Consider the following 26,422-nt stretch of genomic DNA (forward strand, 5'->3'; position numbering starts at 1 on the left):
GGGCTTGTGCATGATGAAGCGGGACATGTCGGTGATTTCCTGTTTGCGGATTTACGTTACTGCTGAAGCTGCTTCTGCATGGTGTTGTGGTTGTAGTAGTCGCTGGCATAGACAATCTTTCCGTTCGAAACACGGAAGAAGCTCGCGCCGAAATAACTGATGGTCGAACTGGAGGGCGACGTCCCGCCATTGCTGTTCTTGGTGGCGGTGAATTCCCACTCGATCGCCACACCATCGCCGGAGGCAACCGGCTGCGAACGGATTTTCATTTTTCGGTCGGGCAGGATTTTCATCAGAAACTGCGAGACTTCGGTAATGGCTTGAGGCCCAGTGCGGGACGCTTCATTGCTGGTATTGAAATAGACGACGTTGGAATCGAGCACTTTTTCCATCGCGTCGGTTCGCCCGCCATTCCAGGCGTCAAGGTATTGCCGGACCACCTTCACGTTCTCTGGCTCATCTGCCGCCTGCGACGTGACGCTATAGGCGAGTGAAGCCAGCCCGAGGAATATCGCTCCCAAAGCCTGCACCGGACGGCAGCGCAAGCCGTCTGAAGAACGAAGGGGCCTGAATGACAGGGCGTGCTGCATGTTGTTCATGGTCGAAATACTCCAAAAGGTGTTGAAAAAAATCCCGCTCGCACGGGCGTGGTGGAAAATCGCATGTCGCGCGCAACGAAGCACAGGCCGTCGGCAATTGCTCTTTTGTCAAATACATAGAATCATCCTATGTATAAGGCCTGAGTTGCTACAATCGAGGTCCGATGGGCTCCCGTCTCTACGTCATTTGAGAACCGCGATGAATAACCGCTTCACACTCCCACAGGCGCCGCGGCGTTCGCTCGTCGATTCGACGATTGAGCTGATCCGCGGCCAGATCGAGGGAGGCGCCTGGAAGGTCGGCGAGCGCATCCCCAGGGAGCAGGAACTGGCCGAGATGCTGGAGGTTGGCCGCAACACGGTGCGGGAAGCCATTCGCGTGCTCTCGCACGGCCAGGTCCTGGAAGTCCGCCAGGGTGATGGCACCTACGTGCGAACCAATATCGATCCGGCCGAGGTCATGCGCCGTGTCGGGCGTTCCGGCTTGCGAGAGCACTTCGCGTTGCGCTGCATGCTGGAAACCGAGGCGGCCAGGTTGGCCGCGGTGCATCGGTCCAAGGCGGACGTTGGGCTGCTGCGCCGACTGTTGAAGGCCCGCGGCGAGCAGGAGCAACACGCATCGAGCGCGGCCTTTGCCGAGGCCGATACGGCTTTCCACTGCGCGATCGCCGGGATGTGCGGCAACGGCGCGCTGGCTGAGCTGTACCGCTACTTCGCGAACTCGGTCCGCATGAACACGCTGACTGCGCTGAAGGACAAGGAACTGCCCGAGCCGGGTCTCGCGACCCATGAGGCGATCGTGGATGCTATCGAGCGCCAGGATGGAGAAGCAGCTGCGGCGGCTGTGCGGAACGTGGTCGCTCCGCTGATTGCGGCACTTGAGAAATCGGGTTGATCCGAGCGCGACTCCCGCGCTGGCAATGCCGCTTTCCATCGAGCAGCCGGTCGCCGGCCCCGTTGATCGGAACGCGGGTTGTTTCCCGGAGAGCACGCGGTAGCCGGTCCTCATGGATAGGCCCTTGGTGCGCTACAGCGACCGGACGGTGCTGTTCATATCGAATCTTCGACGCGACCACCCGCCAGGACATACCGGGCCAGCGCCTCGGCATCGGCGTGGGTGGCCCGGGTGGACTGCGGTGTACCGAAAGCCTGGACGAGCTTTGGCAGCATGGCCTCCAACTGGGCTCGCTTATCCGAATCCGGTTCGACGTGGATGAGCGCGAGCAATGTGCCGCCAAGCGTCTCCTTGTGAGTCTTCAGCCAGACGCCGCGCTGAGCGCGATCGTCGAGAGTCTCTTCTGGCCCTCCCGCGACGTAGATAAGCACGAAGGGCTTTCCGCAGGCGACGAGTTCATCCATTTCCGCGCACCAGGCGCTGCTGTATCCGTTGTAGATGCTTGCGCCGTCGAAGCGGACGATGGGGAAATCGCTGGTGTCGTGAACTTTCGGTTGCTGGGACATGATCCTGGACTCTCGCTATTAACGTCCTAACATCCTACCTTTGTTGAGAATTACTTGCAACTGAAATGGGCATGGGCACACCGCCGTGCAGCGCCAAGTGACGGGCGAAATAAGGGCTTGACCTTCCAACAATGGGAGGCCCTACAGTGAACCCATCAACCTCATTCAAGGAGTTTTTTCATGAAGGTCAACAAGTTCAGCCTCTTGTTCATTGCGGGCGCCGTCGTGGTCGCCGCCGGCCTGATGGCCGTCCAGAAGAAGGTGGTCGTCCCGTCGGGTGAAGCGATGCAGGCCAGTGCGGGCGGAGGTCACCAAGGGCACGCGATGCCCTCCAGCGCCTCGGCCAATGACAGTCCTTCCACGACCGCGTATCGCGCCGTGAACGACCAGATGCACGCCGGGATGGGAGCGCAGTTCACTGGCAACGCCGACGTCGATTTCATGCGTGGCATGATCCCGCACCACCAGGGCGCGATCGACATGGCCAAGGTGGCGCTGCAGTACGGCAAGGACCCGGAGGTTCACAAGCTGGCCCAGGAGGTCATCACCGTGCAGGAAGGCGAGATCGCCATGATGAACAAGTGGCTGGGCGACAACGGCCAGCAGGCGGCGGCCGGCAGCTCGGGCGATGCCTCGACGGCCGCCTACCGTGCCGGCAACGACCGCATGCATGCGGACATGATGATCGACTTCAGCGGCGACGCCGATGTGGACTTCATGCGCGGCATGATCCCGCACCACCAGGGTGCGATCGACATGGCCAAGGTGGCGCTGCAGTACGGCAAGAACCCGGAGGTCCGCAAGTTGGCTCAGGAGGTCATCTCCGCGCAGGAAGGCGAGATCGCCATGATGAAGAGTTGGCTTGTCGCTCGGGGCAAGTGAAGGCACGACCATGAACCAAGCCAACACCCCGCGCATCCTCATCTATAGCACTCCAACTTGCCCGGACTGCCGGGCACTAAAGGAGTGGTTGTCCCAGCAGGGCATCGCGTTTGAAGAGCGCGACCTGACCGACCCGAAGATTTCCGCGGAGGCCAAGTCACGAACCGGCGTGCGCGTGGCCCCGATCACGATCGTCGGCGACGAGGTCTTCTATGGCACCTTCGCGAGCCAGAAGCCGAGGCTGATGAAGGCGCTCGGTCTTCAGTGAGCCGCTGAAGGAAGACCGTGGTCACGGGCGGAGTCGCCGGTGCGGACCCCGGTCGGACCCTGTAAGCGCTGTTGTGGACGCGTCTGCACGCAAAGCTCAAGACCGTGAGGCATTCTTCGCCGACGACGCTCGGCGCTTTCGCCTGCGGTCGTTGACATCACGAGAGGAATTTTTATGCGATCGACATCATCAGCCACCTCCCTGCACGTCGCCATTTCCGAGGGCATCACAGTCGCCAACGACCTGCCGTTCGTGCTGTTCGGCGGCATCAACGTCATCGAGGATCTCGATACGACCCTGGCTGCGGCTGAGCACTTCGCGGAGGTGACGCGCAAGCTGGGGATACCCTTCGTTTTCAAGGCGTCGTTCGACAAGGCCAATCGCTCGTCGATCCATTCTTTCCGAGGTGTCGGCCTGGAGGAAGGGCTGCGGGTCCTCGATGCGGTCAAGTCGCGGTTCGGATGCCCAGTCTTGACCGACGTGCATGAGGTTGAGCAGGCCATGCAGGTCGCTGCCGTTGCCGACGTACTGCAAGTTCCGGCCTTCCTGGCCCGGCAGACCGATCTGGTGGCCGCCATTGCCCGCACCGGTCGGGTAGTGAATGTCAAGAAGCCGCAGTTCCTCAGCCCGGGCCAGATCAGGCATGTCGTCCACAAACTGCACGAGGCTGGCAACCCGCGCGTCCTGCTGTGCGAGCGTGGCACGCAGTTCGGCTACGACAATCTCGTCGTGGACATGTTGGGCTTCCGCGAAATGAGCGTTGCCAGCAGTGGCCTGCCACTGGTGTTCGACGTAACCCATAGCCTGCAGCGGCGAGAAGCGGATGCGTTGGCTTCGGGTGGGCGTCGCCAACAGTTGCCCGAACTCGCGCGGGCCGGCATGGCGGTCGGCATTGGCGGTTTGTTCCTCGAAGCACACGCCGACCCGGCGCATGCACGTTGTGACGGACCCAGCGCTCTGCCACTGGACACGCTCGAACCGCTGCTGCGGCAGGTCAAGGCGGTGGACCAACTCGTCAAGTCGTTCGAGCCTCTTCGGATCGACTGAAGCTTGCCACCCGTTCAAACAGAACGTGTGGCACTTCCCCTCTTAGTCGGCTATTTGAGCGACAGATAAGGATTGTTCGGTGGAACGGCATCGAATATGTGCGATGGGTCTTCGAGCAAATAGCCATGCACCTGGCGCGTTTTGCGCGGTCCCATGACCTCGCACGTCCTGATGTTCAGACCCGATGGCTGTTTCCTGTGGAGTCCGAGTTTTTCAAAGCGCTTCTGCACCCACTGCCAGTCCTGCAGGGCCGCGTCCTTCGCAAGCGGCCCAATGGTTGGATGCTCTTGTGCGTAGCGCTGGAAAACACCAGGGCTGATCAGGTAAACCGTGTCGGACACGGTATGTACCAGGGCCTTGGCGTCATTGATGATGAGCTTGCGGGTCTGGACGGCCTGTTTCAGCCAGGCCATGAAATGCTCGCCCGATGGCCGCCCGGTAAATGAGGCGAAATCGTGCGGCGCAGGCGCGGCGGTCGGCGCCGAAGGACCTGGGGCCGATGCGGGAGGGTCGAGCGGCACCGCTGCATCGTCGGCACCCTCTGGCGGGGCTTCGACGGACTGCTCCGGCTCAGGCGTTGTCTCGAACATCGCCAGCATGCTTTCCAGTGGGTCGGCCGGATTGCGCTGCGTGCTGGGAGGTATGGCGTGACTTCCGCCCGACTGATCTGGACGGCTGCTTGCTGCGGGCTCCTTCTCCGTTGCCACCGCTGCTCCAGGTAGCAATGCAGCGTCGGGTGCGGACGGGCGCGGCCCGTCCTCGGCCTCGCCGGCGTTGTCCACGGTCACGGTTCCCGCAAATGGGCTGGGTCGCTCCGAGGGCTCCCAGATCAGCGCCGGGGCCAGGCGCAGGAGCGTGAAGGCATGGGACCAGCCACTCTCACTGGTAATAGTTGCGCGCCAGATGGCCTTGCCGGAGGCGGTGGGCTGCAACATGGCATGATCCTGTAGCACGTTGAACACGGCCGTGTTGTTCGCGGGGATGCCATCGACCCCCTGGGACAGCAGGTGCGCGCGCAGCTTGTCCGAGACTGTCTTGCTCACCAGCCACAGCGCGTCCTCGGTGAGCCAGCCATCGGAGGCCTCCGGCTGGTTCAGTTTCAGCTCTTCCTTGAGCAGGTAGCGCAGCCCGTTGACCAGCTTGCGTTGGAGCGAGTGCTTGGGCGCGGCCATGGCGCGCGCGGGATCGCCGCCCAGCTCCTGGGCGACGGAGGCGCGGTCGGCCTGCACGACAAGCTCGCCCAGAACCCCGGCGTGCTCGTACTGCCCAGCCAAGACGTAGAGCAGCGGCGCCCACAAGGATGGATAGCCACTGAGCCAGTCCAGCAGATCGCGATTGAGCAATTGCTGGTACAGCAAGCCTGTCGCGGCGCTATGAAGCCGGTACTCGCGGTCGTCGCGGTAGCGGAAGCGGTACGGTTGGCGCAGCGGGCCGTGCCATGGGTGCCAGGTGCTGCCGTCGGCCAGCTCGACGTGCAGATCGACGGCCACCTTGCCGATGTCATGGAGCAGTGCGGCATAGGCGACGGCCGCAGTCCAGGCTTCGGCCTGCGCCGCCTGGTCTTCGGGGCTGGCCCCGATGGGCAGCAGATGGGACTGCCGCAGCTTTAGGCTGTAGGCGACGATTTCGAGGCCATGGTCGAGCATGCCGCCCGGGTAGGCATGGTGATGCGCTTCGGAAGCCGGGAAGGCCTGGACCAGCTCGGCGTAGCGCTCCAGCGGCGCGCGGTACAGGGAGGCGAACTGCTTGCGCGAAAGCGAGGTGCGCTGCCAGATGTGTTCCAGCAGCTTCTGCCGGCGCGGGGTGGCGAGCAACGATGCGGCCGACTCCGGCCGCATCAACCCTTTCGGGAGGTCGGTGGCGGGTGCTGGCGACGGCGCGGCAGCGACCGGGGGCCGTTTTCGCTGGAACAGGGAGAGCATGTCGGTGTCCTGATGGCGGGCCGGGCGGGAGGCCTTTTGGCCTTTTCAAGGTAGGGCCTTTCCCCTTGCACCCCATTCCCTTGCCGTTTCGACCCTTTGGCCTTTAACCGTTTCGGTATAGCGGGGCCTGGGCTGCGGCTCCAGCGTCAATGCGGAACCCGCACGAATGGATTAGACGGCGACCTGGCGCTGGGCCCCGGCCTATGCTGCCGGGGCGCTACACCGCCAGGTAGGCTCCCACCCGGGCGACTAAGTTGACAAATGCGACAAAGGAGACTAGAGTGAATCCTGTCTCAAACCTACCTGGGAGCTGACCATGCCCACTGCGATCGAATTCATTGCCGACCGGCTGCCGCGAGTCACGGTGGAGGATGTGCGACGCTTCGCCGATACCGTCGAAATCCGGGATGCACCGGCGTTCGCGGCTGAGTTGCAGGCGTTCATCCACGAGCGCGTGGAGGCGGTGACGCTGCCCGCCAACCTGGAAGGTGAAACGGTGGCGCAGGCCTTGCAGCGCAAGGCGGCCGCGTTGCGCTCCGACACGCGCTGGACACCGGCTGAAACCGATGTCCAGCGAGGCCGCGCCTTGCTGCTGGAAGCCTTCAACCAGCCGGACAACCTGCCGCCTGCCGAGTTCGCCAAGCTGGCGGACAAGTCGCGCCAGCAAATCTACAAGGACATCCTCGCCCGTCGGCTGCTGGCGCTGAACGTGGGGCCGCGCGGCCAGAAGCTGCCCGACTGGCAGCTCGACCCGGTGAAGCAGCAGTTGACCCAAACCGTGCTCCAGGAGGTCGAGGGCATCGACCACTGGACGATCTACCGCGCGCTGTCCGAACCCCTCGAAGGCCTGGGTGGTCGCTCGCCCGTGGATGCGGTGACGCATGGCACGATCGATGACGTGGCCGAGGCCGTGTTCAACGTGCTGGGCGTCCAGGTGCATTGAAGCGAGACCGCCATGAGCCACGAGCTGCCTTCGTTCCTGATCGATGCCGGTGAACTGCTCCAGCATGTGAGCCGCGTCGTCTATCGGGGCAGCCCGCTGTACTATGGCCGCAGCAGCACGAATCGCTACGATGACCCAGCGGGGGCCTACGGCGTGCTCTACCTGGGGCGCGACCTGCCCACGGCGCTGATGGAGTCGGTGTTTCACAAGCACCAGTGGCTTGCGGACACGCAACGCTCGATCGCGCTGAAAGAAGTCCAAGCCCGGATGGTGCGCGCAGTAGGCGTGATGGACGACGTGTTTCTGGCCGATCTCACGGCGCAGGGCGTCATGGCGGGCTACTTCGGCCTGAACCTGGAGCAGTTGGCCAGCCGCGACTACACGCACACGCAGCGGGTGTCCGCCCAGGTGCATGCGATGCTCGGAGATGATGGCCAGGCGCTGTTCGACGGGGTGCTCTATCCGTCGCGCAACAACTATCCCGCCAAGAGCATCGCCCTGTTCGAGCGTGCGGGAGCGAAGGTTGGCGTCATCGAGGACATCGACCTGGTGGACCATGTGGACTGGCCGCGTTTCGTTGTTACCTACCGCATCGGCGTTGAACCCGACCCCGGCCCGGTGGGGCCGGATGACGAAGCGTCCTGAAGCAGCAAGAAAACACATTGAAGCCGCAAACCGAATGAAGTGGAGCAAACTGGAATAGGCATTCCTCAACAGCAGGAGACGACCATGAACACGACGACCCGCACCAGCACCGCAGAACGCCTCGGCCGCGCCTTTGGCCGCGGATGGCGTGCCTATGCGCGACGCGAACGGCGGGCGTCGAACTGGTTGGTGTCCAAGGGCATGCCGCGAGCTGGCGCTACCGCGCTCGTGTGGGTAGCCAAGCTGGCTGTACTGGGGGTGCTGCTCTACGTTGCGTTTTGGTTTGCACTCGTGATGCTGGGCGTTGCGGCGGCGGGATGGGCTGCTGCTGCAAATACTTCGGATGAGGACGAGTGGCCTTTCACCGACCTCACCGAGCTGCGCAAGACGCCGGGCTACGATCCCAACCTGTACAACGACACGTCGCACGAGTTGTACACCGACGACTGACCGGCCTCGCGCTATTTCAGTTTTCCTCCGGTGAGCGCCCCGGCACCCTTGCCGCCAGCTTGGCCGGCGCTCTTGCTGCCATCGGAAAGTCCCTGGATGACGTGCCCGGCCCGAATCCCAACCCAGGTAAGGCTCGCCAGCCAGAATCCCGGCAGAACCAGGAACATCGTGCCCATGACGAACATCAGGAGCATGTCGCCGAAGGCGTTGTTCAACCCTACCAGCGGGTCAAAGTTGGTGTGCGGCCGGTTCCAGCCAAAGCCCCAGCCATAAAGCGCGTCCAGAATCGTTGAATCGATCCAGCGTGCGAGCTGGAACCAGAAGTCCGTGAAGAACAGCGCGAACTGCACGACGCTGACGGTGACGACCGTCTTCAGGTCGTAGGTGCCCACAACCAGCACGAGCGGGATGCAGATGACCAGCGCCATCTTCAGTAAGGCGAGGATCATGGGCAGGGATTGGCGCACGACATCCATGGCAGGAAACGCGGCAATCGCGCCGACTGCCATCCCCACGTCGCCCGTGGCGCGCGTCACGATGTTCGGCAGGGTCTTGTCGATCTGGCCGCCGTAGTCCGTATAGACGCTGCCCTGGTTCAGTTTCTGCTGCCGCGGTGACGCGATGGCGCGGATCACCGAATCGTCCACCTCGGCCCGGCTGAGGAACCCGGCCCAGCCCGCCAGGCGATTCAGCAGGGTCGGGTCCACTTGCCCCAGCAGCCGCGCGCGCAGGCCGTTGCTGCCGTCTGACCACCACTGCCTGCAGGTCGGGTAGCCGCCACCATTGGCAACCTGCGCGAGGCCTGCATCGCGGGTGTCGTCATAGGGCCATGCCTCGCGCGCCGTGCTGGAGCGGTAGCTGTCGTAGTAGCCACCCGTGTCCGTGAAAAAGCGCGAGCCGATCCAGGTTACGTCGTGCATCTGCTGCTCATCGAGATCCGGGCGCTGCATGAACAATTTGGCCCGCGCAGGCCCATAGCAATCCCGCGAGAAGTCCGCGACCTCCTGAGCCAGTACCGGGTCGTCAATGCGGGTCGCGTCGATCTCCATCCTCATCTGCCGCAGGTCCGTACCGCACGGGATCGCCGCTACCGAGGCGCTCGTGACGGCGCGCGAGAGCGCGTGCATGAAAGCCCACCAGACCGGCACCTTCGCCGACTGGTTGTTGATGGTGCTGAAGGACTGCGACCAGCCGGTTTCCGTGGGCTGCGGCACGCTGACCTGGCACTGCGCCGAGCGCGAGCTGTCGTACTGGATGGTGCTGAGGTCCACGTCGATGAACGGAATGCCCGCGAACATCACCACCACGATCGCGACGAACACCCGGTTCTCGATACGGGCGGCACTCAGAACGCCTTTGTTGCCCTCGTCAGCGCCTTCCGCGCGGGCCTTCAGCCACTCCTGCACGACGATGGCGACGAAAGGCAGCGCGAACACCCCGCTGGACACCAGCACGGCCCAGATACCGTTGTTGACGATCCAGGACACGAGGGTGAGGTAGTACTCCAGATAGTCGGTCGTGAAGAGCGTCATGGCCCCGATCTCCCCTCAAGCGGCCTGCATCAACAGGCTGGCTTCCAGCGCGACGATGGCGACGACGCCGGCGACCTCGGTACGGATCAGCCGGCGCCGCGCCTGCCCATCTGTCCCGCTTTGGTCTTCGCGGGCCAGCACCCGGCGGCGCATCCAGAACCATCCATAGGCCGTTGCCGCGTACACGCACAGCCGCCAGATGAAGAAATACCCTGCGGAGGCCGCCAGCCACCGTTCCCAGCCTGCAACGCTGCCGACCAGGTTGATGCCCGCGACGTTCGCCCCCACTGCGGCGGCAACGATAAGCACCAGCCACAGCAGCGTCTTCGCCGCGCGCCGGCTGAACAACCAGCGCAGCGGCCGCCAGGCCATGCGCGCCGGGCTCATGGCCGACTCCCCGGATTGCCCTTCTGGAGCTGGTCGAGACGGTCCGGCACAGGATCGCCCTCGTAGATGCCGCGCGAACCGGCCGCGCGCGCGCCGTGGCGCTGGATGATCGCCATGGGCGAGTTGTTCGCCAGTTCGCGCCGCAGCTCCAGTTCGGTCTTGAGGTTGCGAATCTCACGGTCGAGCGTGTCGCTCTCGTGGTTCACCGCCTCCACGGCAAGTTCGTTCGCCGCGACGTTGGGCTCCTTCTTGCCCGTGAGCAGCGTGCGCTGCAGCAGCAGCGCTTTCTCCAGCACGGATGCCAGCGCGACCTCGGACGCGAGGCGCTGCGACAGCAGGTGCTGGTCGGGCTCGTCGCGCAGCGCCTCGATCACGCCGCGCGTGATCGGCAGCGACGCACTGCCAGCTTCGCGCAGGTTCTCCGGCGTCGTGTTCTTGGCCTTGGTTACCAGGTCCTGGAGCGCCTGCAGCTTGGCGTCGTACTCCTCCTGGATCAGCGGCGTGAGCCCGACGCCCGGCGTCGTCTCGGTCTTGGTGCAGGCATCGCACGTGCGCTGCTCCTTCTCGCCGAGCACGCGCGTGGCCCACTCGACGGCAGCCTGCGGCGAGGTCCAGGTCTGGCACGAGAGACTGCTGCAACTGGCCGGCGCAATGGACGAGGTGTCGGTCACGCCGCGGCCGTTGACCAGGTTGTAGCCAGCGCGGGTGACATCGCCGACGACCTTGATCGCGGGCTGGCCGGAGCCGCCCGCGTTGCTGCCCCCGACCCACGGCACGCCGTCATTGCCGCGGCGCGTCTCGGCCTGCTCGATGGCCGAGACCGCATCCGTGCTCGACACGGCATCGCGCAGCGCCAGCCCTTCGGCCATCTGGCTCCAGCCGAGTTGGCCGCCCGCCGTTTCGGCCATCTTCTCGGCCATGGCACGGCACGTCAGCTTGCTGCGGTCGAAATCCAGCCGCGCCTGCAGCACGCCATTGGTGAGCAGGTTGTACAGACCGGGATCGGCCCGCTGGATGATCAGTGCGGGCAACGATGCCACCGCACTGGTGGCACTCTGGATCACCGACGACATGATTTGCTGGAAGCCGTTGGTAATGCCGTTAAGTTGGTTCTTCAACGTGGTCTGGATGCTCATGTCGCCGCAGATCAAGTTGCTGTTCCAACCCACGCCGACACCGATGGAGCGCATGCCGGCTGCACGTCCCATCGACACGGCGTTGCCGCCACCGATCGAGTACATGACGTCATCGCCGATGACGCTGCCGCTGGTCTGGTATCCCAGTTGACCCCAGGCCACGCCGCTGCCCAGCGCGAGCGCGCCGGCCAGTGCCAGGACGATCTCCGTGCGACGTACCCGGCGGGAGAACGGATTGAATGCAGGACGGAACTTCATGGCACCCCCTCAGAGGAAATCGACGCTGCCCAGGAACACCTGGCCCCGGCGCTCGCAGCAGGCATACGGCCGCCACAGCGCCCATGCGTAGTCGCCTTGCTGGGCCTGGGTAAGGAAGCCGCTGCGCGGGAAGACCGTGCAGGACGAGGACAGGACGGGCGTGAGTTCTTGCCACTTGCCGGTCGAGGCATCGCCCTCCATCAGCGCGCCGGCCGGCCAGTAGCCGTCACGGGAGTTGGCAAGCAACGGCTGATAGACGTGGATCTGCCCGCGGCGCGTGACCACATCGCCCGCACGCTGGGCCACCACTGCGCCGGCCTTGAAGTCGTCGGTCTGGTGCAGGAAGCCGCCACGGGGATACACGTTGCCCCAGAGATTCATCGTGGTACGGGCACCGACTTCGCGCCGGCCCGGAATCAGCGCTTCCGGGTAGGCCATCTCGGGCACGTTGTAGCGCCAGGCCAGCGTATCCAGGGTGCTGAGCAAGTACGGCATAAACGCCGTGCCCGCGCCCTCACAGAAGTAGCCTGACGAAGAGACGAACTGGTTGAACACCTCTGCGCCGGGGTGACCGATGACATCCGCGTTCTTGAATTTGGCGAGGCTGTTTTCGTGATCCTCGTTCGTCGTTCCGTCGCCGCCAGCTTGGGCGGACGGGTTGGGCGTGCTCATTGCCTGGACTTCGACCCAGGGGTTTTCTCCGGTATTCGAGTACGACGACACCACTGCATCGGGGATGTAGTGGCGCACCTTGATCGACGTGCGCACGGTGCAGCCCGTCCATGTGCAGTAGAGCCAGTAGCAGATGCCGACGACGCGGTATTCGAGGCAATCGGGCGATGCCACCGAGCCGATGATGGTCGCTGTATTGAGGGCGTAGCTGCCCGTGGCGCTGAGCAGCAGCAACGAAGCCACGCCAGCGCGCAGGCGGCGCATCAGGTCGAATGGTCGGGTCACGGCTGGGTCCTCCGGTGCTGCTCGATGCGCGCGACAGCGCGAGCCACATCCGGCTCGCCATAGACCACATAGCGCCTGTCCACCACCACGGCCGGGAGGCTGGTGATGCCGAGGCTCCATGCGTCGGTAACGCCTTGGTATGCGGAAGCGATGCGTCGCTGCAGATCGGCACCGCCGCCATTCAGCCGGCGCTTGACGATGGCCGTCGCCTGTTCGGGGTCGGTGGGCAGTCCCGCGGAAAGCTCCGCTTCAATCCTGTGGGCTTCGTCCAGCTCGATCAGCCGCTCGCCGCCCATGGTCTTGACCGGGTGGCGGCTGTCGGTGACGACCACCACGTCGGCGGCGAAGGTGGCCGGGCTGAAAACGGCCAGGGCTGCCGGCAGCGCCACGGCCCGGCCGAGGGTTCGCCAGCCCGGCGCGAACCTGGAAAGGGATGCTGTCATGTCGCGTGCCCTTGAAGTTGATCAGAGCAGTAGTCAAACGCGAAGCCGACGCGGCCCCAACAAACAATGCGCATCGCGCACTGCCCGCATACCTGCTTGTCTCGCGCCCATGAAAAAGCGGAGGCCGAAGCCTCCGCGTGGATCAGGGAGCCGATGCCGTCGCTACAGCAGGCCGGATTCCGCGAACGAGTACGGCGTGCCCTGGCCGACGATGAGGTGATCCAGCACCCTCACGTCGATCAGCGACAACGCGGCCCTCAGCGTTTGGGTCAACGCACGGTCCGCGCTCGACGGCTCCGTGCAGCCCGAAGGGTGTTGGTGAGAAAAAATGACCGCTGCCGCATTCAGTTCCAAGGCACGCTGCACGATCGGACGCGCATGCACCGAGGTCGAATGGATCGTGCCTCTGAACATCGGCTCGTAGGCCAGCACCTCGTGCATGCTGTTGAGGAACACGATGGCGAAGACTTCATTGGGCTCGGCGGCCAGTTTCAGGCGCAGGTAGTCCTTGACGGCGGCAGGCCTCTCCAGGGATGGCCCCTTCTTGAAGACCCGCTGCTCCAGCAGCGCGATGGCTTGCCGGATGATCCAGTCATCGGATTGGGACATGGGGGCAAAACGTGGCTCCACGCAGGAGTCGTTGGCGACGAGAGACATGGCGGACCTCCAGAAAGTGAGCGGAGGGCGCCACCCTGGGAGGGCAAGCCCTCCTGGGGATGGAAACAGCGGAACAAGGTGCATCCATCACCGCGCGGCGGTGATTGTTCGCGGCCAGGATGCGAAAGCGAACGGGTAGCGGTCAGCGCGGCGAGCCGCGCCGTAGCCTTCAAGACCGAGGGCTACCTGGGCATGTCGCCGACAACGTCGGCAGGCATTTCGGATGTGGGGGTGGCGGGCGAACCCGGCGCGTCGCTGGCCATTTCCCCGGCCGCCAGCAGGTCCATGGCCGAGAGCAAGGCATCGCCCTCGATCGGCCCCTGCAACAGGATGGCCTGGCCCGTCTGGCGATCGAGCAGTCGCAGCGACGGCGTGGCGGTCACGCCGCTCTTGGTGGCTTCCGCGGCCTGCGCGCGGATGGCCACGTTGGGGCGCTCGCTAGCCATGCACTGTTCGATGGCTGACGTTGTTTCGGGGTAACGCAAGCCATCGGGCAAGCCCTGGCCGTCGCTGCGCGTGTGGGCATAGACCCATTCGACCGCCTGCCAGAACGCCGCATGCCCGCCCGCTTCGGCGGCGCACTCGGCCAGACGTGCCTCGGCCGACGCGGCAGGCTCGTGCGCGGCCAGCGGCTGGTGATGCCATTGCAGCGCCACGTCGGTGTTGTTGCCGACCCAGCGCTTGAGCTGCGGGAAATACTCCCGGCAGAACGGGCATTCCAGGTCGGCATAGAGCGTCAGCGTGAAACGGCCTTCCGGGTTGCCCATCTGCCAGGGTGGCCCAGCGACCTGCGCCGTGCTGACCGGCGCGCGCGACGGCGCTGAGGATTCGCCGGGCGTCCGGGACACCAGCCAGATCAGCAGCAGCGCGACCAGCGCAGCAGCCAATACCCAGGGCCAGCGAGGCCGCCAGCGGCGACGGCGGAACGCCTGGACCTGCATCGGAATGGAAGGACGTTTCTGTTCCATGGCGTTCTCCGGTTTACGACAGTTCCAGGGCCGGCGACTCGATGCCGCGGGCCTGGTCGATCTTCTCGGCCACCTTGAAAGCCGCTTCCAGTTCGGTGCAGCCGTACTGCTGCATGAGCTGGTAGCGTTCGGCCTTCTCCTCGGGTTCTGTCTGCGCGAGGGCGAGGTACAGGGACGGCGGCACGGCGCGGAACAGCACTTCCATGCTCTTGGAGAGGATGACGCCTTCGGTGAATTTCCCCGCTTCCTTGCGCGCCGAAAGCATCAGCGCCTTCTGCGCGGGCGAGAGTTCGCGGAACCGCGCGATCTTCTCAACTTCATCGGGCGGCATGCTGAGACAGATCCACCACTCGATCATGTTGAGCATGGGCTCCGCGGCGCGCGGCAGGTCGTCGATGTTCTGCGTCGCGAGCCAGAACCAGGCCCCCAATTTCCTCCACATCTTTGTAATTTTCACGACGTAGGGCGCGAGCAGCGGGTTCTTCGTGATGATGTGGCCTTCGTCGGTGACGTTGATGATCGGGCGTCCCAGGTATTGGTCGCGCTCGGCGATGTTGTTCACCGTGCTGATCAGGCTGATGTAAGCGATGGAGAGCTGCGCGTTGTAGCCCTCGCGGGCGTATGTCGCGAGGTCAACCAAGGTGATGTCGGCTTCGGGCCACGGCGTGCCGTCGCGGTCGAACATTTCGCCGTCCGTGCCTTGACAGAACATGTCCATCGCATCCGCCATCTCCAGCAGCCGCACGCGGCGCATTTCGGGCAGCGTCGGGTCCTGGCCGCGGGCGCGCAACGCGTTGCGCACGTCGCGCGTAAGCACCGTGCGTTTGTCGGCCACGCAGTGCTCGGCGGCGTCGAGGATGCACTGACGGATCAGCGAGCGGTCAGCCCGCGTCATCCGGGCTTCCTCCTTGTCCTCTCCGCCCGTGATCATCAGCCGCGCCGTGATCTCCAGTTCGCCGAGCACGTCGCGCTGCTCGTCCGCCTCCATGGCCGAGGCATCTGGTGGCGGGTCTTCATCCAGCGCGTCGGCGTCGAGCGTCTGCACGTCGCTGGGCGTCTCGATCAGCCGACGCGCGTCTGCGAATGGCGCGAGGCTGATGCCCGAACCTGGGGCCAGCTTGACCCGGTTTACCGTCAGCCCGAGCATGCGTGCGAAGTCGCTGAACAGGCCGAAGCTGTTGCCAGCCTCCACGATGAACAGCCGCGGTCGGTAGATGGCCGTGACCTGATTCAAGAGGTTGTTGAGCGTGGCGCTCTTGCCGGAGCCGGTGGGGCCGAACAGGAACAGATGGGCGTTCATCTGCCGATCCAGGCGGCTGAGCGGGTCGAAGGTGATCGGCCCGCCACCGCGGTTGAACATCGTGATGCCCGGGTGCCCCGTACCTTGAGCGCGGCCCCACACCGGCGACAGGTTCGCCGCGTGCTGAGCGAACATCAGTTGGGTGTACCACTTGCGCCGATCCTGGCCGGGGTTGTAGCAGCATGGCAGCCACCGCAAGTAGCTGTTGAGCGGCGCCACCTCGTCGTCCTCGCGCACCGGCTGCAAGCCAGCATTGAGCATCACGTTCGCCAGGTCCAGGCCGCGCCGGTCCAGTTCCGCTTCGTCGCGTCCGCGCAGGTAGAATGCCAGCGTCCCCCGGTAGAGCTTGTGTGCGCTGCCGATGAGGGAGCGGGCTTCCTGCACGTCCTTCAACGTCTGCTCCGACGCCAGCGTCTCGCCCACGGCCTTCTTCGCCAGGTGGTTGAGATCCGCTTCCAGGACATCCTGCGGCGTGGCGACCATCGTGAGACACAGCAAGGTGTCTTCCGGCATCTGGTCGAACAGCGTGTTGATGGCATCCCCTTTGCGGGTCTCGCCGGTCAGGTGTCCGGTGCCGGGCGGCATGCGCAGCCGGTCGGTGATCAGCACGCGGTGCGGCATGCCGTCGAAATACCAGGTGCCGTGCTCCACGTCGGAGCGTGGCTGGCCGAAGAACAGCCGCTGGCTGAAATCCCGCCCGCTCGCCAGCTCGATTTCGCCGGCCTCGCTTTCTTCGGTGCTGTCGGGGTAGCGCGCCAGCGCGTAGAAGCGCTCCCGGTCCTCTGCACTCGGTCCAAGCATCGCCGGGCGCGGATTGAACCACCGCAGCAGCCAGTCGTGGACGTCGGCTGCGACCATGCGCCGTGCCTGGATGCCGGCGTTCGCCAGGCCGCCGCACAGGCGGTCGCAGACGATGTTCAGCATCTGCTCGGGCGTCTGGCCGCGGCGGCTTGCCTGCCCAGTTGCACGGCGATAGATCACCATGCGCACCCGCCGCGTCTGGCCGCGCCAGCGCAGCCGCGTGACCACCGTGTCCTCGAACAGGCCGCCCGGCTTGGCGACCGCGCGCAGGTGGTGGCCGAAGAAGCGCAAGTAGAACTCGGTGAAAGCGGTGCCGCGGGCACGCGGCTGCACGTAGTCGCGCAGGGTCTGCATGTACTGGTCGAAGCTGGGCTCGTCCTGGGCATAGAGCTGGAGTACCCAGGGGTTTTCGTCCAGCTCATCGAACGAGTCCTGGAGCGCGTTCTCCAAGGCATCGCGGGCATGCGCGAGCCAGCCGGGCTCCCGCCCCTCGGTGCCCAGCGGCACCAGCTCGTAGAAGGCAGCGACCGACTGCCCATCCTCCAGCAGCATGGACTTCGACTGCGGCAAGAACTCCACCCAAGGCAGCAGTTCCGCGAACGACGGCGCGACGTCGTACAGCGCCTGCTCGTCGGCTACCGTCGCCGGCCTGCGGCCCTGGACCGCTGCGCCGGGTTCAGGGACGCCGGCCTGGCGCAAGGCCTCGACGTGGCGCTGCCAGCCGTCCGGCTTCTCTTCGTCGCCGGTGCCGGATGCGGCCAGCTTCGGCCAGGGAAGTTCCCAGCGCATCAATAGTCCTCCAGCCGTTCACCGGGCATGGCGTACTGCACGCGCTGGTACAGGGGGAAGACCGTCGTGTAGCCCGGAACCGGCACGGGGTCCGTGCCCGCCAGGTGCGGGTACACATACATGACGAGATCGGGGTTGGGCAGGCGCTGGAACTGGCGATAAACCTCGTTGCGCGCCGTGCGCGTGTAGCGCATCTGCTCGACGGGCGCAGCCTGCACATCGGCGTCGGTCAGCGGCCGGCGCAGGCTCTGGCGCGCGTCGAGCAACTGCCGGCGCGCGACCTGGCCGGTGCCACTGCCGCCGCCACCCGTTTCCTGCTGCCAGATGTCCATCATGGTGCGGTCGCTATGGGTCAGCAGTTCTTCCTTGCTGGTGGCGCAACCGCTGAGCACGGCGACGGCCGCGGCCAGCGCGAGGCCCTTAATCGAGTTCGAGCGCATGGCTTTCTCCTGCACGGTGATCGACGCGCCGGCCTTCGGGGTCGTGATCGATGGCCAGCGGCTTTTCGAGGTGGACGGCGACCTTGGCGCCTGGCTGCACATAGACGGCGGCGAAAGCCTGTCCGTAGAGCTTGTTGACCCAGGTCGACATGTCCCGGACGCCGCCCGCGAGGATCTGGCCGACTGCTTCCTTGCCGCTGATGCCCACGGTGCCGATGGCGCCGTCCGAGCCGACGTAGGACATGCGGCCGCTGTCGCTCTCGATGAGCGAGGCCACGCCGGCTCCGGCCGCGGTGATCAGAGCTTGCGACCCGAGGTACTGCTGGGCGTTGCTGCGCCGTTCGCCGCTGACGCACGGGATGCCGTGCGGGTCGCTGATCCAGCCCAGGCCGTCGCGCTGCTGGTTGTTCTGCTGGTTGCCTTCGCGGTCTTCGGGAATCGTGCGGATCGTGCCGTCGTTGAAGACGAAGGTGATGCTGCGAACCTGGCCGCGCACGCACGAGAGCGTCCAGTCGCCCGATGCGGTTCCGGAGAACACCGCGCCGGCCACGTCGGGAATGTCGATGCCGTTGGCAGTCAGATTGTCCGGCCCGACCAGCACCTTGAAGGGGTACGGATCGTTCACCGTCCCGTCGATCGGCACGCGCCCAATCAGCGCCGTCATCGCCACGGAGCCCATCAGTGTCGAGTTGGTCGGCACGGTATAGACCGGCTTGGCGCTCTTGACGCCTGCCGCACCTGCGCCGGCGTTCGCCACGGTTTCCGCGGTGGTTTCCAGTGTGCTTTGTGCCGGGCCGAAGCTCGTCGGGAAGCTCATGCCGCTGCCTGCGCCACGACTGCCATTGCGGCCCTCGGCCTTCTTCGCGTCGTCCGGTTCGACCCAGCGCATGCCGCCTTCCATGCCGGCCTCGTCGCCGCCGCGCAGCCCCAGGCCCACCGGCAGATCAGCGTGACCGCCGCCGCGCCCGCCAATGCTGTCCAGGCGCCGCTGCAGGTCGGCGAGCAGCCCCTCGGTCTGCTGGCGCGCGCTGGCCGCCTGTTCCTGGTCGCGGCGCAGGTTGGAGCGCTCGGATTCGAGGGCCGAATTGATGCGCTGATCAATGGAGTTCTCCCGCTGGCGCAGCCGCTGGTTTTCCTCGCGCTGCGACTTGTTGTCGGTCAGCGCGGTCTGAAGCTCGGTGCGCAACTGTTTCACCTGGGCGACGAGCGTTGCCACGGTATCGCGCGGGGTATCGCCTTCGATGCCCAACGCCTTCATTTCCTCGGGCGTGAGCTTGGAGCCAGCATCCGCGGCGGGCGGTGCCGACGTGCTTCCACCGGAGAACAGCCGGATGGCAACGAACAGCACCAGCAAGGCGACCGGGATCATCAGCCACTTGAGCAAGCCGTTACTGCGCATGGCGGGCCTCCTTGCCATCGTCGGCTTCAGCTTCCCGCTGCGGCAGATGCACGGCCGGGTCGAAGCGGTGGATCGCCGGCAGCAGCGATTGCGCGAGGCCGTGCCCGCGCGTCACCAGGTACAGGACGGTCGTGTCCTCGGGCGTCCCGCGCGGTCCGAGCGCTTCGTGCTGGAAGGTGGCGGTGAGGAAATCGCCTTGCAGCACGCGCGGGTCGAGCGTGACCCAGCCGCTGCTGCTGTTGGTCAGGCGCACGGCCGTGACCCACTGGTCTTCCAGACGCCACGACGCGAGCGCGACCGCGCGCACCGGCAGCGTCGGCATCAGCGTGCCGAGGTCGAGGTCACGGCGCAGGTTCACCCGCATGACGCCAGGCAGCGACTCCACAGTGCGCAGCGGCGCGTAGAGGTTCTGCGCGGCGAAGCGCGTCAGGACGACCGGAACCGGGGTTTCGCGCCGGGTCGCCCGCGTACCTGCTTGGTCCTGGGCGCGTGCCGGGGCCTCATCGGCACCGCCTGGCTGATCGCCGTAGCGCGCAGGGGTGCTGCTGCCCTCGACGATGCGCACCGGCTCCAGCTCGGCTTCGCCGTCTTTGGGCGGCTCGGCCGCAATGTCGAGCAGGATCAGCGCGCCCGTGTCGGCGTCCTGCAATTGCAGCCGCGTGGGCTCGATCGGCTCGCTGGCGCGCAGGTACACCGCGCCACCTGCGCTCTGCACGCGCAGGCGTTCGCCCACGCCTGCGGGCACGCCCACGCGGACGTTCCGGTCGATGAACACGATGCGCTCCTGGCCGACCTTCAGCGGCACCGCCAGCGGCATGCGTTCCCACCGCAGAATCTCCACCGCCTGGGCGACGGGTGCCGCGGCCACGGCCAGCAGCCCCAGCAGCACGAGTACAGGATGCTTCATGGGGTGTTTCCTCCTTGGGGCGCTTGCGGAGACAGGCCGCCAGGTGCCGGGCGAGTCGGCTCCGGTGCGCTGATGCGCTGGGGCGCGCCGTCGTAGCAGTCCAGCGCCAGGCCGAAGGGGTTGCGGGCGGGATCGACGTCCACCCGCGTGACCTTCACCGGGTAGCGCACGAGCGCGCGCTTGACCTGCTCGGCGCCGTAGTACTCGTCGGCGGTGATGTCGAGCGTCACCACCCAGTCGCGGTCGGAGACCACGCGCACGCGCGCCGTGGGGTCGTCGCCGTAGCCGCGGCCGGGGATCTCATAAATCCCGCGCACGCGCTGGCGCAGCTCGCCCGTGGAACGGCGGTAGTCGTAGTCCGCGCGCAGGAAGGCCTGGCAGGACGGGGTAAGGTACGGCGAGAGCGTGTGGAGGTTGCGCGGATAGTCCTCTTCGCCGTTCGTCGGCCAGCGGTTGAGGGTCTGGAACACGTAGAACGTGAACGCATAGACCGATTCGGGCGGCACTTCCCACCACTTGCGGGTACTGCCCGAGCGCAGGTCGGGCGGGACGTGGATGGTCAGGTCGCGCGGCGCGCTCCACCAGCCACCGCCCATGACCAGGGCGACGATGACCAGCGCACCAGCACCCAGGCGAAGCGTCTTGATGTGCGCCTGCAGGTGGGTGATCTCGTTCTTGAAGCGGCTCATCGTGCCCCCCTTGCAACGGACCTTCGGGTGGACCAGAAGCCGGAGCGCGAGATCAGCACGTGGCCGCCTACCCATCCCGCCATCAGTGGATGGCGCGTGGCGATGCGCCATTGCAGTTGCCGGTACAGCCAGGTGTCGGGGCGCCCGCGCTTGAGCCGGCGCAGGATGCCGCCGCCGATGAAGACGCCCAGGGCCACGCCCAGGACGACGAACGTCGGCGCGATGGCGATCGTGCGGAACACCCAGGACAGCGGCGCGCCGACCAGCAGGCCGGCGGCGCCGGACAGGCCGCAGCAGATCCACAGTTCGTCGGCGGTGAGGCCGCGCACGACAACAGGGTGGCGGTTGAGCCGATGCGGAAGGAACGTGACCGTCCCGTCCGCACGGACGTGCTGCTGCTCGGACATACCGGCCTCGCCTTACAGGATGCCGGTGGCTTCGGTGAGCAGCCAGATGCCGATCACGAGCAGCACGGCACCGATCGCGACGGTGAGGCCAAACTGGCCCCAGGTCTTGCGGCCGGTGTGGATTTCCGCGTAGGTGCCGTAGGCGTGGTAGCAGACGCCGATGAACATCGACGCCACGACCAGGAGGGCTACGAGCATGATGATGTCGTAGCCGTAGTTCCTGATCGTTTCCATGATGCCGTTGCCGGTGCCGCGGGTCGGGTTTTCCAACTGCGGCAAGCCTTGCGCGAACGACAGCGCGGGCAGCGCGGCGGAGCCCAGTGCCACAGCGGCGCGCTGGGCAAGGCGGGAATGGAGGATGCGGTTTTGCATGGTCGTGCCTTTCAGGTCAGGAGAGGAGGAAGAAGCTCAGGACGAGGTACATCGCGACGAAGCGGATGCAGACGCCGAGGAACTGGCGCTGGTTGAGGCGGCTCTCGGACCACCCCACGTAGGCCGTTCGGATGGCCCAGACGCCCCAGACGAGGAGCACCGCGAACACGGCGCCGACCAGGACGGTCGCCATCGCCGAAGGCGCGATGCCGCTGTTGGCTTGAAATGCCGAGACCTGGGCGCCGTTCATGGCTTGGCTTCCGTAGTCGTCGGCGATGGCGAAGCGGACCGCTCGGTGCGGTAGTCGCTGGCCAGTTCGGAGGGGTCGCGCGGCTGGGCACGCGACGGTGTGAGATGGGCCTGGATGCCGGCGCGCACGCGCGCCAAGTCAGCCAGCAACCGCGGGTAATCGAAGTGGTAGCGCTCGCCCGGCTGGATGGGGGCACGCGCGGCGCTGTCGGCGACGGTGCGCTCCAGCGCGTCGAGTTGGCGCAGCGCGGCGACCAGCTCCTGGCGCTGTGCGGGGGACTCGGCCAACGCCATCGGGGACTGACCCAGCAGCAGGGCCGTCACGAGAAAAATGGGCACGCCGCGATGCGCGGCGCGCTGCCAGATCGGAGCCAACATCGCGCCATTCCTGTGTGATCAGAATAGTGCGATGGTGGAGTTCAGGGTGACTGCAGGCAGCAAACAATAGGAAACTGCGCTGATCGGTTTGATTGGCAGCGTGCGTCCAGTTCGCTCAGGGAGTGGTCGTCAGGCCAGAATTCAAGAAGGGAATTTCCACCGGCCGCGTGGCAAAATATCAACGCTCTTACAAAGATCCAGGATAAAAATGCAAGGACTGACCTTTAGAACTGATCAAGATTTTGAGGAAATTTGCTGCTACCTCATGAGGGACTGGGTCGCGCGGAATATGAGGTATGACGTGCAATTCAGAAGATACGGCGGAAATGGGCAAAGGCAGCATGGCATTGACATTTTTCCTGCCGTTGGCGGCTACTCAGTGTTTGGGCAGGCAAAATTTGTTAATCAACTAAACTCTACAGACGTTACGGCTGAGTTGAGTAAGACCGATTCCTTCCCTGAGCCGATTGGTTGTTATGTGATTTTCACAACGGCAAATCGCCATACCAGCATAAATCATCATCAGTTCCATGGCACTCAACACAAAAGGCTGGATGGATCGATTTTTCCGGTTCACGTGGTCTATTGGGGTGAAATTTCTGATATTAGTTTTATCCCACAAGATGTCTGTAAGAGAATTTTCCCATCAGCATTTCAAGTTGCCAGGAGCGCATTAACGCCTCAGCAGATGGCGGATTCCATAGCCACACTTCAAAATATTGTTCCTTCATATTTCAGGTCTGACTTTCTCGACTGGCTCGAAACATGGGACTTTTCATGTGGTTACATTCCATCTGTGCATTATGACGCCGTGGACAATCTTTACATTGAGTTGGATCGGGTAGGATGGGGAATGAAGGGTGTCAATGATTTTTTATATGCCCAAGGTCGCATTGACTTATCTCGTGCGCTTCCGGCTGGCGATGCCTTCTTTTATGCTCTCACTGAATTTCGAGATTCAATATATAACTACATAGCTTTTGTACGCGGACAGGATGGGCAGGGCTACGTTACATTGCAAGGAATGGATGGGCGCGGCGCAACAGATTTCCCAAAGATTACAGAGCAGTGGAGCATGAGGGCGCGCCATTTGGCCAATATGTATCGCGAGAAAATCCTTGGTCAGCAAATTCAATAAATAAGAAATACTGAATGAGTTGCCTAATGATCTGGTTTCTCTGTCATCACAAGTATTTTTTGAAGCTGCCCGCAGTCAGGCTCACGGCCAGTCCCAGCAAGGCTGCGCTGGGCAGCAGGATCAGCAGTGGATGCACAGAGATCGGCAAGGCCAGGTACGTGACCCACGGCAGCACGGCCAGCGGCATCAGGCTCGCCTTCGCGCGGTGGTAGATGAAGCCGGATTCCCGGCCTGCGCCGAACCGGCGCACGTCCCGCCGCACAAGACCGTCGATCAGGCCGACGAACGCCGCGGTGCAGATCAGCGGCAACGTGAGCACCAGAACCAGCAGGCGCACCAGAAACGTGAGGGTGGTGAAGGCCGCGGCAATCAGGTAGTTCTCGGTCCAGACATAGACCTGGCTGATGTAGTAGCGAAAGTTGCGCCCCCCGTCCTGGATCCTCCCGTGGCTCGGCGCGCGGGCGCGCTCGGCGGTCTGGCTCATGCGCTCCAGCAGCCCGGAGCGAACGAATACCCATTCGTAGCCGGTATCCACCAGTTCGTGCGCGGTGCGCCCCGGCTCCTGCACGACGACGCTGCGCGTGAAGTGGCTGGACAGGTGCCCCAGTTCGTACTGCAACATCTGCTGCGAGTGCCGCCAGCCCTGGTCCTTCCAGAACAGGTGCATGCCGACGCACTCCACGACGATCGAGAACAGCAGCGAGCCGATCAGCACCCCGAGCAGCCGGAACGGCAAGGTGATGGTGCCGACGATCAGGCCCTGGCGCTGGTTCTGCTCCCGTTGTGCAGTCGAGGCGGCGTCCTTCATGGCGAGGCCTTGTTGCCGGTGTCCTCGTCGGTGGCAATGGCCACCGCGGGAGGTTCGGCCGCAGCGGCGTCATCCAGCAGGTCGTCGGGCAGGCCCGTGTCCTGCAAGGCGGGGGAACTGGTGAACTCCCACCACTGCGTCGCTTCGCTGTAGCTCTGGCGCATGTACCCGGCCAGTTGCTGCAAGTCTGCCGGCATCACTTCGTCCGGGTCCGGCGCCGGCAGCGGCATGCGCACTTTCCAAAGCTGGCCGCCCTGCAGCAACGCGAAGCACTGGCCTTTCGGCAGGCCGACGACGTGCGACGGCTCGATCATCGGCACGCTGGACATGCTGATGCGGTCCTGAGTGTTCGACGTGAAATCCGTCGCCCCGCGAATGTCCGAGCTGTCGGTCGCGCCGCTGACGATGGTGGTCGTATAGACCTCGACCTTCGGCAATTGCCGGGTCAGCAGTTCGGCGGTCGCGGTCTCGCGCACGCGCAGCATGAACAGGTTGTTGAAATTCCCGATCACCTGGCCTGCCTTCGCGCGGTTGCCGATGCGGGCCTCGATGTCCGACAGGGTCTGCGTGTACGCAGTGACTTGCAGGCCGGCACCGCCGCCCTTGTTGATCAGCGGGATGAACTCGTCGCCCATCAATTCGTTGAACTCGTCGGCATGGACGTTGATCGGCACGCGCGCACCGGCCGATGCGCCCGGCAGGCCATCGTCGATCCCATGCTTGTAGATATGCCCGGCGACCGACACGAGATCGCTGAACATCGAGTTGCCGACCGCGGTGGCGACCTCGGCGTCGGAGAGCGCATCCAGGCCCACATAGACGATGGCCCTCTTACGGATGATCTGCATCCAGTCGAAGATCGGGCGCGGGTCGGCCAGGTCGGAGTAGTTCGGGGCCAGGAGCTGCGCGATCTTGCCGCTAGTGAGCTTCTCCAGCAGCGGCAGCAGCGATGCGACGATCTTGTCGAAGTACGTCTTGTCGTAGCGAACCGCCGAGCGCAGGCCATCCAGCACCGGGTCGTAGTTGCGCGCCTGCGAGAGGTACTGCTCCAGCGCCACCACGCGCTTCTCGCGCCCGATCATGTTGCGCGGGATGTTCTTCTCGTTGAGCTTGGCCTCGATCTGGACGATCACCTCCCAGGCCCTGGGCTCGGTCTTGGCGAAGTAATGCTGGGCGTACTCGATGAACAGCGCGTCGATGTTGATGACGTGCCGTTGGATCAGCATGTAGTCGGGCCGCTGTCCCAGCTCCACCAGGGCGCGGGCAATGATGTTGACGAACCGCCACGCAAACTCTCGGAAGGCGGCCGAGTTGCCTTCACCGGAAAGCTGCCCCGCAACGCGGGTGGCGACTTCCGATATACGCCCGAATCGCCCCACGGCGTTGTAGCGCGCGGAGATGTCCGGCCATCCCAGGTGGAAGACGTAGAACTCGCCTTCGCGGCCGGCGCGCTTAGCCTCGACGTACATCCGCTTCAGGAGATCGGCATCGCCCTTGGGGTCAATGACGATCACCACCTCGTGCTCGCCCGCGGCGTTCACGCGCCGGATGTCCTGGGTCACGAATAGTTCGGCCAGCCGGGTCTTGCCGACGCGCGTCGTGCCCAGCACCAGCGAGTGGCCGACGCGCTCGCCCAGCGGCAGGCTGACGTCCATCTCCTCGGGTTCGATGCCGTGCAGGCGCGGCAGGCCGCCCACAGGCGGCAACGGCCGCACCGGGTTGAAAGGTACGTCCCAGCCGGTGAGTTTCGACAGCCGGGACAGCGGGAACGGCGCGTACTCCAGCCGTTCTTCCAGCCGTCGCGCCAGCCGGTAGGCTGGTGTGGGCTCGACGTAGCGGCGGAACTCCGGCCGGTACGTTTGCATGAGCCTATGGGTGTGCTTCTGCTCCCACAGGAACCCGCGCCCCACGAACAGCCGCTGCTGGCTGACCGGCACGTCCTTGCTGGTCATCACGTAGCGCGGCAGGCGGCGGATGTTGCGCCGGTAGCGCAGGATGACGCGGGCATCGCGGTAGCGGATGGCACCGTAGGCGCCGAACGCCAGCGCGCTGCCGACGCCCATGGACGGGCTCAGCGCGAGCGACCATGGGGCCACCAGGGACAGAAACGCGGCGCCCGCGCATGCGGCAACGGTGTATAGCTCCACCGCTGGGCGAAGCAGTACCTCGACCGGCTGTTTCCCCGACATG

General features: G+C 64.9%; 29 protein-coding genes. 8 read left to right on the top strand and 21 right to left on the bottom strand.

The features are described 5' to 3' along the window. Positions 1–56: 56 nt before the first annotated feature. Complete coding sequence (locus AC1KVE_RS16855) at positions 57–599, bottom strand: nuclear transport factor 2 family protein (RefSeq protein ID WP_015912832.1); 543 nt, start codon at positions 597–599, stop codon at positions 57–59. A gap of 199 nt (positions 600–798) precedes the next feature. Here AC1KVE_RS16855 and AC1KVE_RS16860 point away from each other — a divergent pair, with 199 nt between their 5' ends. Next, positions 799–1,494 carry a FadR/GntR family transcriptional regulator gene (locus AC1KVE_RS16860; RefSeq protein WP_003821135.1) on the top strand — a complete coding sequence of 232 codons (696 nt, stop codon included), beginning with the start codon at positions 799–801 and terminating at the stop codon, positions 1,492–1,494. Between the two features lie 155 nt (positions 1,495–1,649). Here the strand turns inward: AC1KVE_RS16860 and AC1KVE_RS16865 are convergent, their stop codons facing one another. Continuing rightward, the gene (locus tag AC1KVE_RS16865) at positions 1,650–2,060 is read right to left on the bottom strand and encodes a hypothetical protein (protein WP_012614065.1); all 411 of its coding nucleotides are present in this window, start codon (positions 2,058–2,060) and stop codon (positions 1,650–1,652) included. A gap of 180 nt (positions 2,061–2,240) precedes the next feature. On the opposite strand from AC1KVE_RS16865, the gene copM reads away from it, so the two are divergent. From copM to kdsA, 3 genes are all read left to right on the top strand, one after another. Further along, complete coding sequence (gene copM / locus AC1KVE_RS16870; protein ID WP_003821133.1) at positions 2,241–2,942, top strand: CopM family metallochaperone; 702 nt, start codon at positions 2,241–2,243, stop codon at positions 2,940–2,942. 10 nt (positions 2,943–2,952) lie between these two features. Further along, the gene (locus tag AC1KVE_RS16875) at positions 2,953–3,210 is read left to right on the top strand and encodes a glutaredoxin family protein (protein ID WP_003821132.1); all 258 of its coding nucleotides are present in this window, start codon (positions 2,953–2,955) and stop codon (positions 3,208–3,210) included. A gap of 174 nt (positions 3,211–3,384) precedes the next feature. After that, positions 3,385–4,257, top strand: a complete 873-nt coding sequence (kdsA, locus tag AC1KVE_RS16880) for a 3-deoxy-8-phosphooctulonate synthase (protein ID WP_003821131.1) — start codon at positions 3,385–3,387, stop codon at positions 4,255–4,257. 50 nt (positions 4,258–4,307) lie between these two features. Here kdsA and mobH read toward each other — a convergent pair whose 3' ends face one another. After that, positions 4,308–6,179 carry a MobH family relaxase gene (gene mobH, locus AC1KVE_RS16885; protein ID WP_003821130.1) on the bottom strand — a complete coding sequence of 624 codons (1,872 nt, stop codon included), beginning with the start codon at positions 6,177–6,179 and terminating at the stop codon, positions 4,308–4,310. A 316-nt stretch (positions 6,180–6,495) separates the two neighbouring features. On the opposite strand from mobH, the gene AC1KVE_RS16890 reads away from it, so the two are divergent. The 3 genes from AC1KVE_RS16890 to AC1KVE_RS16900 all read left to right on the top strand — a co-directional run bounded on the left by AC1KVE_RS16890 (position 6,496) and on the right by AC1KVE_RS16900 (position 8,217). Beyond that, positions 6,496–7,122 carry an integrase gene (locus tag AC1KVE_RS16890; RefSeq protein ID WP_003821129.1) on the top strand — a complete coding sequence of 209 codons (627 nt, stop codon included), beginning with the start codon at positions 6,496–6,498 and terminating at the stop codon, positions 7,120–7,122. A gap of 12 nt (positions 7,123–7,134) precedes the next feature. Next, positions 7,135–7,767: an RES family NAD+ phosphorylase gene (locus AC1KVE_RS16895; RefSeq protein WP_012614066.1), complete on the top strand. Its 633-nt coding sequence runs from the start codon at positions 7,135–7,137 to the stop codon at positions 7,765–7,767. 84 nt (positions 7,768–7,851) lie between these two features. Continuing rightward, entirely contained in the window at positions 7,852–8,217 is a 366-nt protein-coding gene (locus AC1KVE_RS16900) for a DUF3742 family protein (RefSeq protein ID WP_003821127.1), read from the top strand. An 11-nt stretch (positions 8,218–8,228) separates the two neighbouring features. On the opposite strand, the gene AC1KVE_RS16905 is transcribed toward AC1KVE_RS16900, so the two are convergent. The 16 genes from AC1KVE_RS16905 to AC1KVE_RS16980 form a co-directional block, all read right to left on the bottom strand. Beyond that, a complete protein-coding gene (locus AC1KVE_RS16905) occupies positions 8,229–9,749 on the bottom strand; it encodes a conjugal transfer protein TraG N-terminal domain-containing protein (RefSeq protein WP_003821126.1) in 1,521 nt (506 codons plus the stop codon). A 15-nt stretch (positions 9,750–9,764) separates the two neighbouring features. Beyond that, positions 9,765–10,136: a hypothetical protein gene (locus AC1KVE_RS16910; RefSeq protein ID WP_003821125.1), complete on the bottom strand. Its 372-nt coding sequence runs from the start codon at positions 10,134–10,136 to the stop codon at positions 9,765–9,767. Further along, a complete protein-coding gene (locus tag AC1KVE_RS16915) occupies positions 10,133–11,530 on the bottom strand; it encodes an integrating conjugative element protein (protein WP_003821123.1) in 1,398 nt (465 codons plus the stop codon). The genes AC1KVE_RS16910 and AC1KVE_RS16915 overlap by 4 nt, the downstream gene beginning before the upstream one ends. 9 nt (positions 11,531–11,539) lie before the next feature. Further along, complete coding sequence (locus AC1KVE_RS16920; RefSeq protein ID WP_205301664.1) at positions 11,540–12,466, bottom strand: TIGR03756 family integrating conjugative element protein; 927 nt, start codon at positions 12,464–12,466, stop codon at positions 11,540–11,542. A gap of 17 nt (positions 12,467–12,483) precedes the next feature. Further along, complete coding sequence (locus AC1KVE_RS16925) at positions 12,484–12,930, bottom strand: TIGR03757 family integrating conjugative element protein (protein WP_003821119.1); 447 nt, start codon at positions 12,928–12,930, stop codon at positions 12,484–12,486. Between the two features lie 162 nt (positions 12,931–13,092). Then, positions 13,093–13,587 carry a JAB domain-containing protein gene (locus tag AC1KVE_RS16930; protein WP_003821118.1) on the bottom strand — a complete coding sequence of 165 codons (495 nt, stop codon included), beginning with the start codon at positions 13,585–13,587 and terminating at the stop codon, positions 13,093–13,095. Between the two features lie 182 nt (positions 13,588–13,769). Further along, a complete protein-coding gene (locus AC1KVE_RS16935; protein ID WP_012614069.1) occupies positions 13,770–14,555 on the bottom strand; it encodes a DsbA family protein in 786 nt (261 codons plus the stop codon). Positions 14,556–14,568: 13 nt separating this feature from the next. Beyond that, on the bottom strand, positions 14,569–17,445 hold the full coding sequence (locus tag AC1KVE_RS16940; RefSeq protein ID WP_003821116.1) for a conjugative transfer ATPase: 2,877 nt from the start codon (positions 17,443–17,445) through the stop codon (positions 14,569–14,571). Next, the gene (locus AC1KVE_RS16945) at positions 17,445–17,885 is read right to left on the bottom strand and encodes a TIGR03751 family conjugal transfer lipoprotein (protein ID WP_003821115.1); all 441 of its coding nucleotides are present in this window, start codon (positions 17,883–17,885) and stop codon (positions 17,445–17,447) included. The genes AC1KVE_RS16940 and AC1KVE_RS16945 overlap by 1 nt, the downstream gene beginning before the upstream one ends. After that, complete coding sequence (locus tag AC1KVE_RS16950) at positions 17,866–19,284, bottom strand: TIGR03752 family integrating conjugative element protein (RefSeq protein WP_003821113.1); 1,419 nt, start codon at positions 19,282–19,284, stop codon at positions 17,866–17,868. Before AC1KVE_RS16950 ends, AC1KVE_RS16945 begins: the two co-directional genes overlap by 20 nt. After that, positions 19,274–20,191: a TIGR03749 family integrating conjugative element protein gene (locus tag AC1KVE_RS16955; RefSeq protein ID WP_033962596.1), complete on the bottom strand. Its 918-nt coding sequence runs from the start codon at positions 20,189–20,191 to the stop codon at positions 19,274–19,276. The genes AC1KVE_RS16950 and AC1KVE_RS16955 overlap by 11 nt, the downstream gene beginning before the upstream one ends. Further along, positions 20,188–20,880 (bottom strand): PFL_4703 family integrating conjugative element protein, encoded by a 693-nt coding sequence (locus tag AC1KVE_RS16960; RefSeq protein WP_003821110.1) that lies wholly within the window; start codon positions 20,878–20,880, stop codon positions 20,188–20,190. The genes AC1KVE_RS16955 and AC1KVE_RS16960 overlap by 4 nt, the downstream gene beginning before the upstream one ends. Continuing rightward, complete coding sequence (locus AC1KVE_RS16965; protein WP_003821108.1) at positions 20,877–21,287, bottom strand: TIGR03750 family conjugal transfer protein; 411 nt, start codon at positions 21,285–21,287, stop codon at positions 20,877–20,879. The genes AC1KVE_RS16960 and AC1KVE_RS16965 overlap by 4 nt, the downstream gene beginning before the upstream one ends. 12 nt (positions 21,288–21,299) lie before the next feature. Continuing rightward, positions 21,300–21,614 (bottom strand): TIGR03745 family integrating conjugative element membrane protein, encoded by a 315-nt coding sequence (locus AC1KVE_RS16970; RefSeq protein WP_425279593.1) that lies wholly within the window; start codon positions 21,612–21,614, stop codon positions 21,300–21,302. 61 nt (positions 21,615–21,675) lie between these two features. Then, positions 21,676–21,909 carry a TIGR03758 family integrating conjugative element protein gene (locus AC1KVE_RS16975; RefSeq protein ID WP_003821106.1) on the bottom strand — a complete coding sequence of 78 codons (234 nt, stop codon included), beginning with the start codon at positions 21,907–21,909 and terminating at the stop codon, positions 21,676–21,678. Continuing rightward, positions 21,906–22,286, bottom strand: a complete 381-nt coding sequence (locus AC1KVE_RS16980; protein ID WP_003821105.1) for an integrative conjugative element protein, RAQPRD family — start codon at positions 22,284–22,286, stop codon at positions 21,906–21,908. The genes AC1KVE_RS16975 and AC1KVE_RS16980 overlap by 4 nt, the downstream gene beginning before the upstream one ends. A gap of 208 nt (positions 22,287–22,494) precedes the next feature. On the opposite strand from AC1KVE_RS16980, the gene AC1KVE_RS16985 reads away from it, so the two are divergent. Next, positions 22,495–23,424 (top strand): hypothetical protein, encoded by a 930-nt coding sequence (locus AC1KVE_RS16985; protein WP_003821104.1) that lies wholly within the window; start codon positions 22,495–22,497, stop codon positions 23,422–23,424. Positions 23,425–23,470: 46 nt separating this feature from the next. Here the strand turns inward: AC1KVE_RS16985 and AC1KVE_RS16990 are convergent, their stop codons facing one another. Together AC1KVE_RS16990 and traD are read right to left on the bottom strand one after the other, a co-directional pair. Beyond that, positions 23,471–24,232, bottom strand: a complete 762-nt coding sequence (locus AC1KVE_RS16990) for a TIGR03747 family integrating conjugative element membrane protein (RefSeq protein ID WP_003821103.1) — start codon at positions 24,230–24,232, stop codon at positions 23,471–23,473. Further along, the gene (traD, locus tag AC1KVE_RS16995; RefSeq protein ID WP_003821101.1) at positions 24,229–26,421 is read right to left on the bottom strand and encodes a type IV conjugative transfer system coupling protein TraD; all 2,193 of its coding nucleotides are present in this window, start codon (positions 26,419–26,421) and stop codon (positions 24,229–24,231) included. The genes AC1KVE_RS16990 and traD overlap by 4 nt, the downstream gene beginning before the upstream one ends. Between the last annotated feature and the right edge of the window lies 1 nt (position 26,422).

The sequence above is a fragment of the Xanthomonas sp. NCPPB 2864 genome (genome assembly GCF_056675615.1).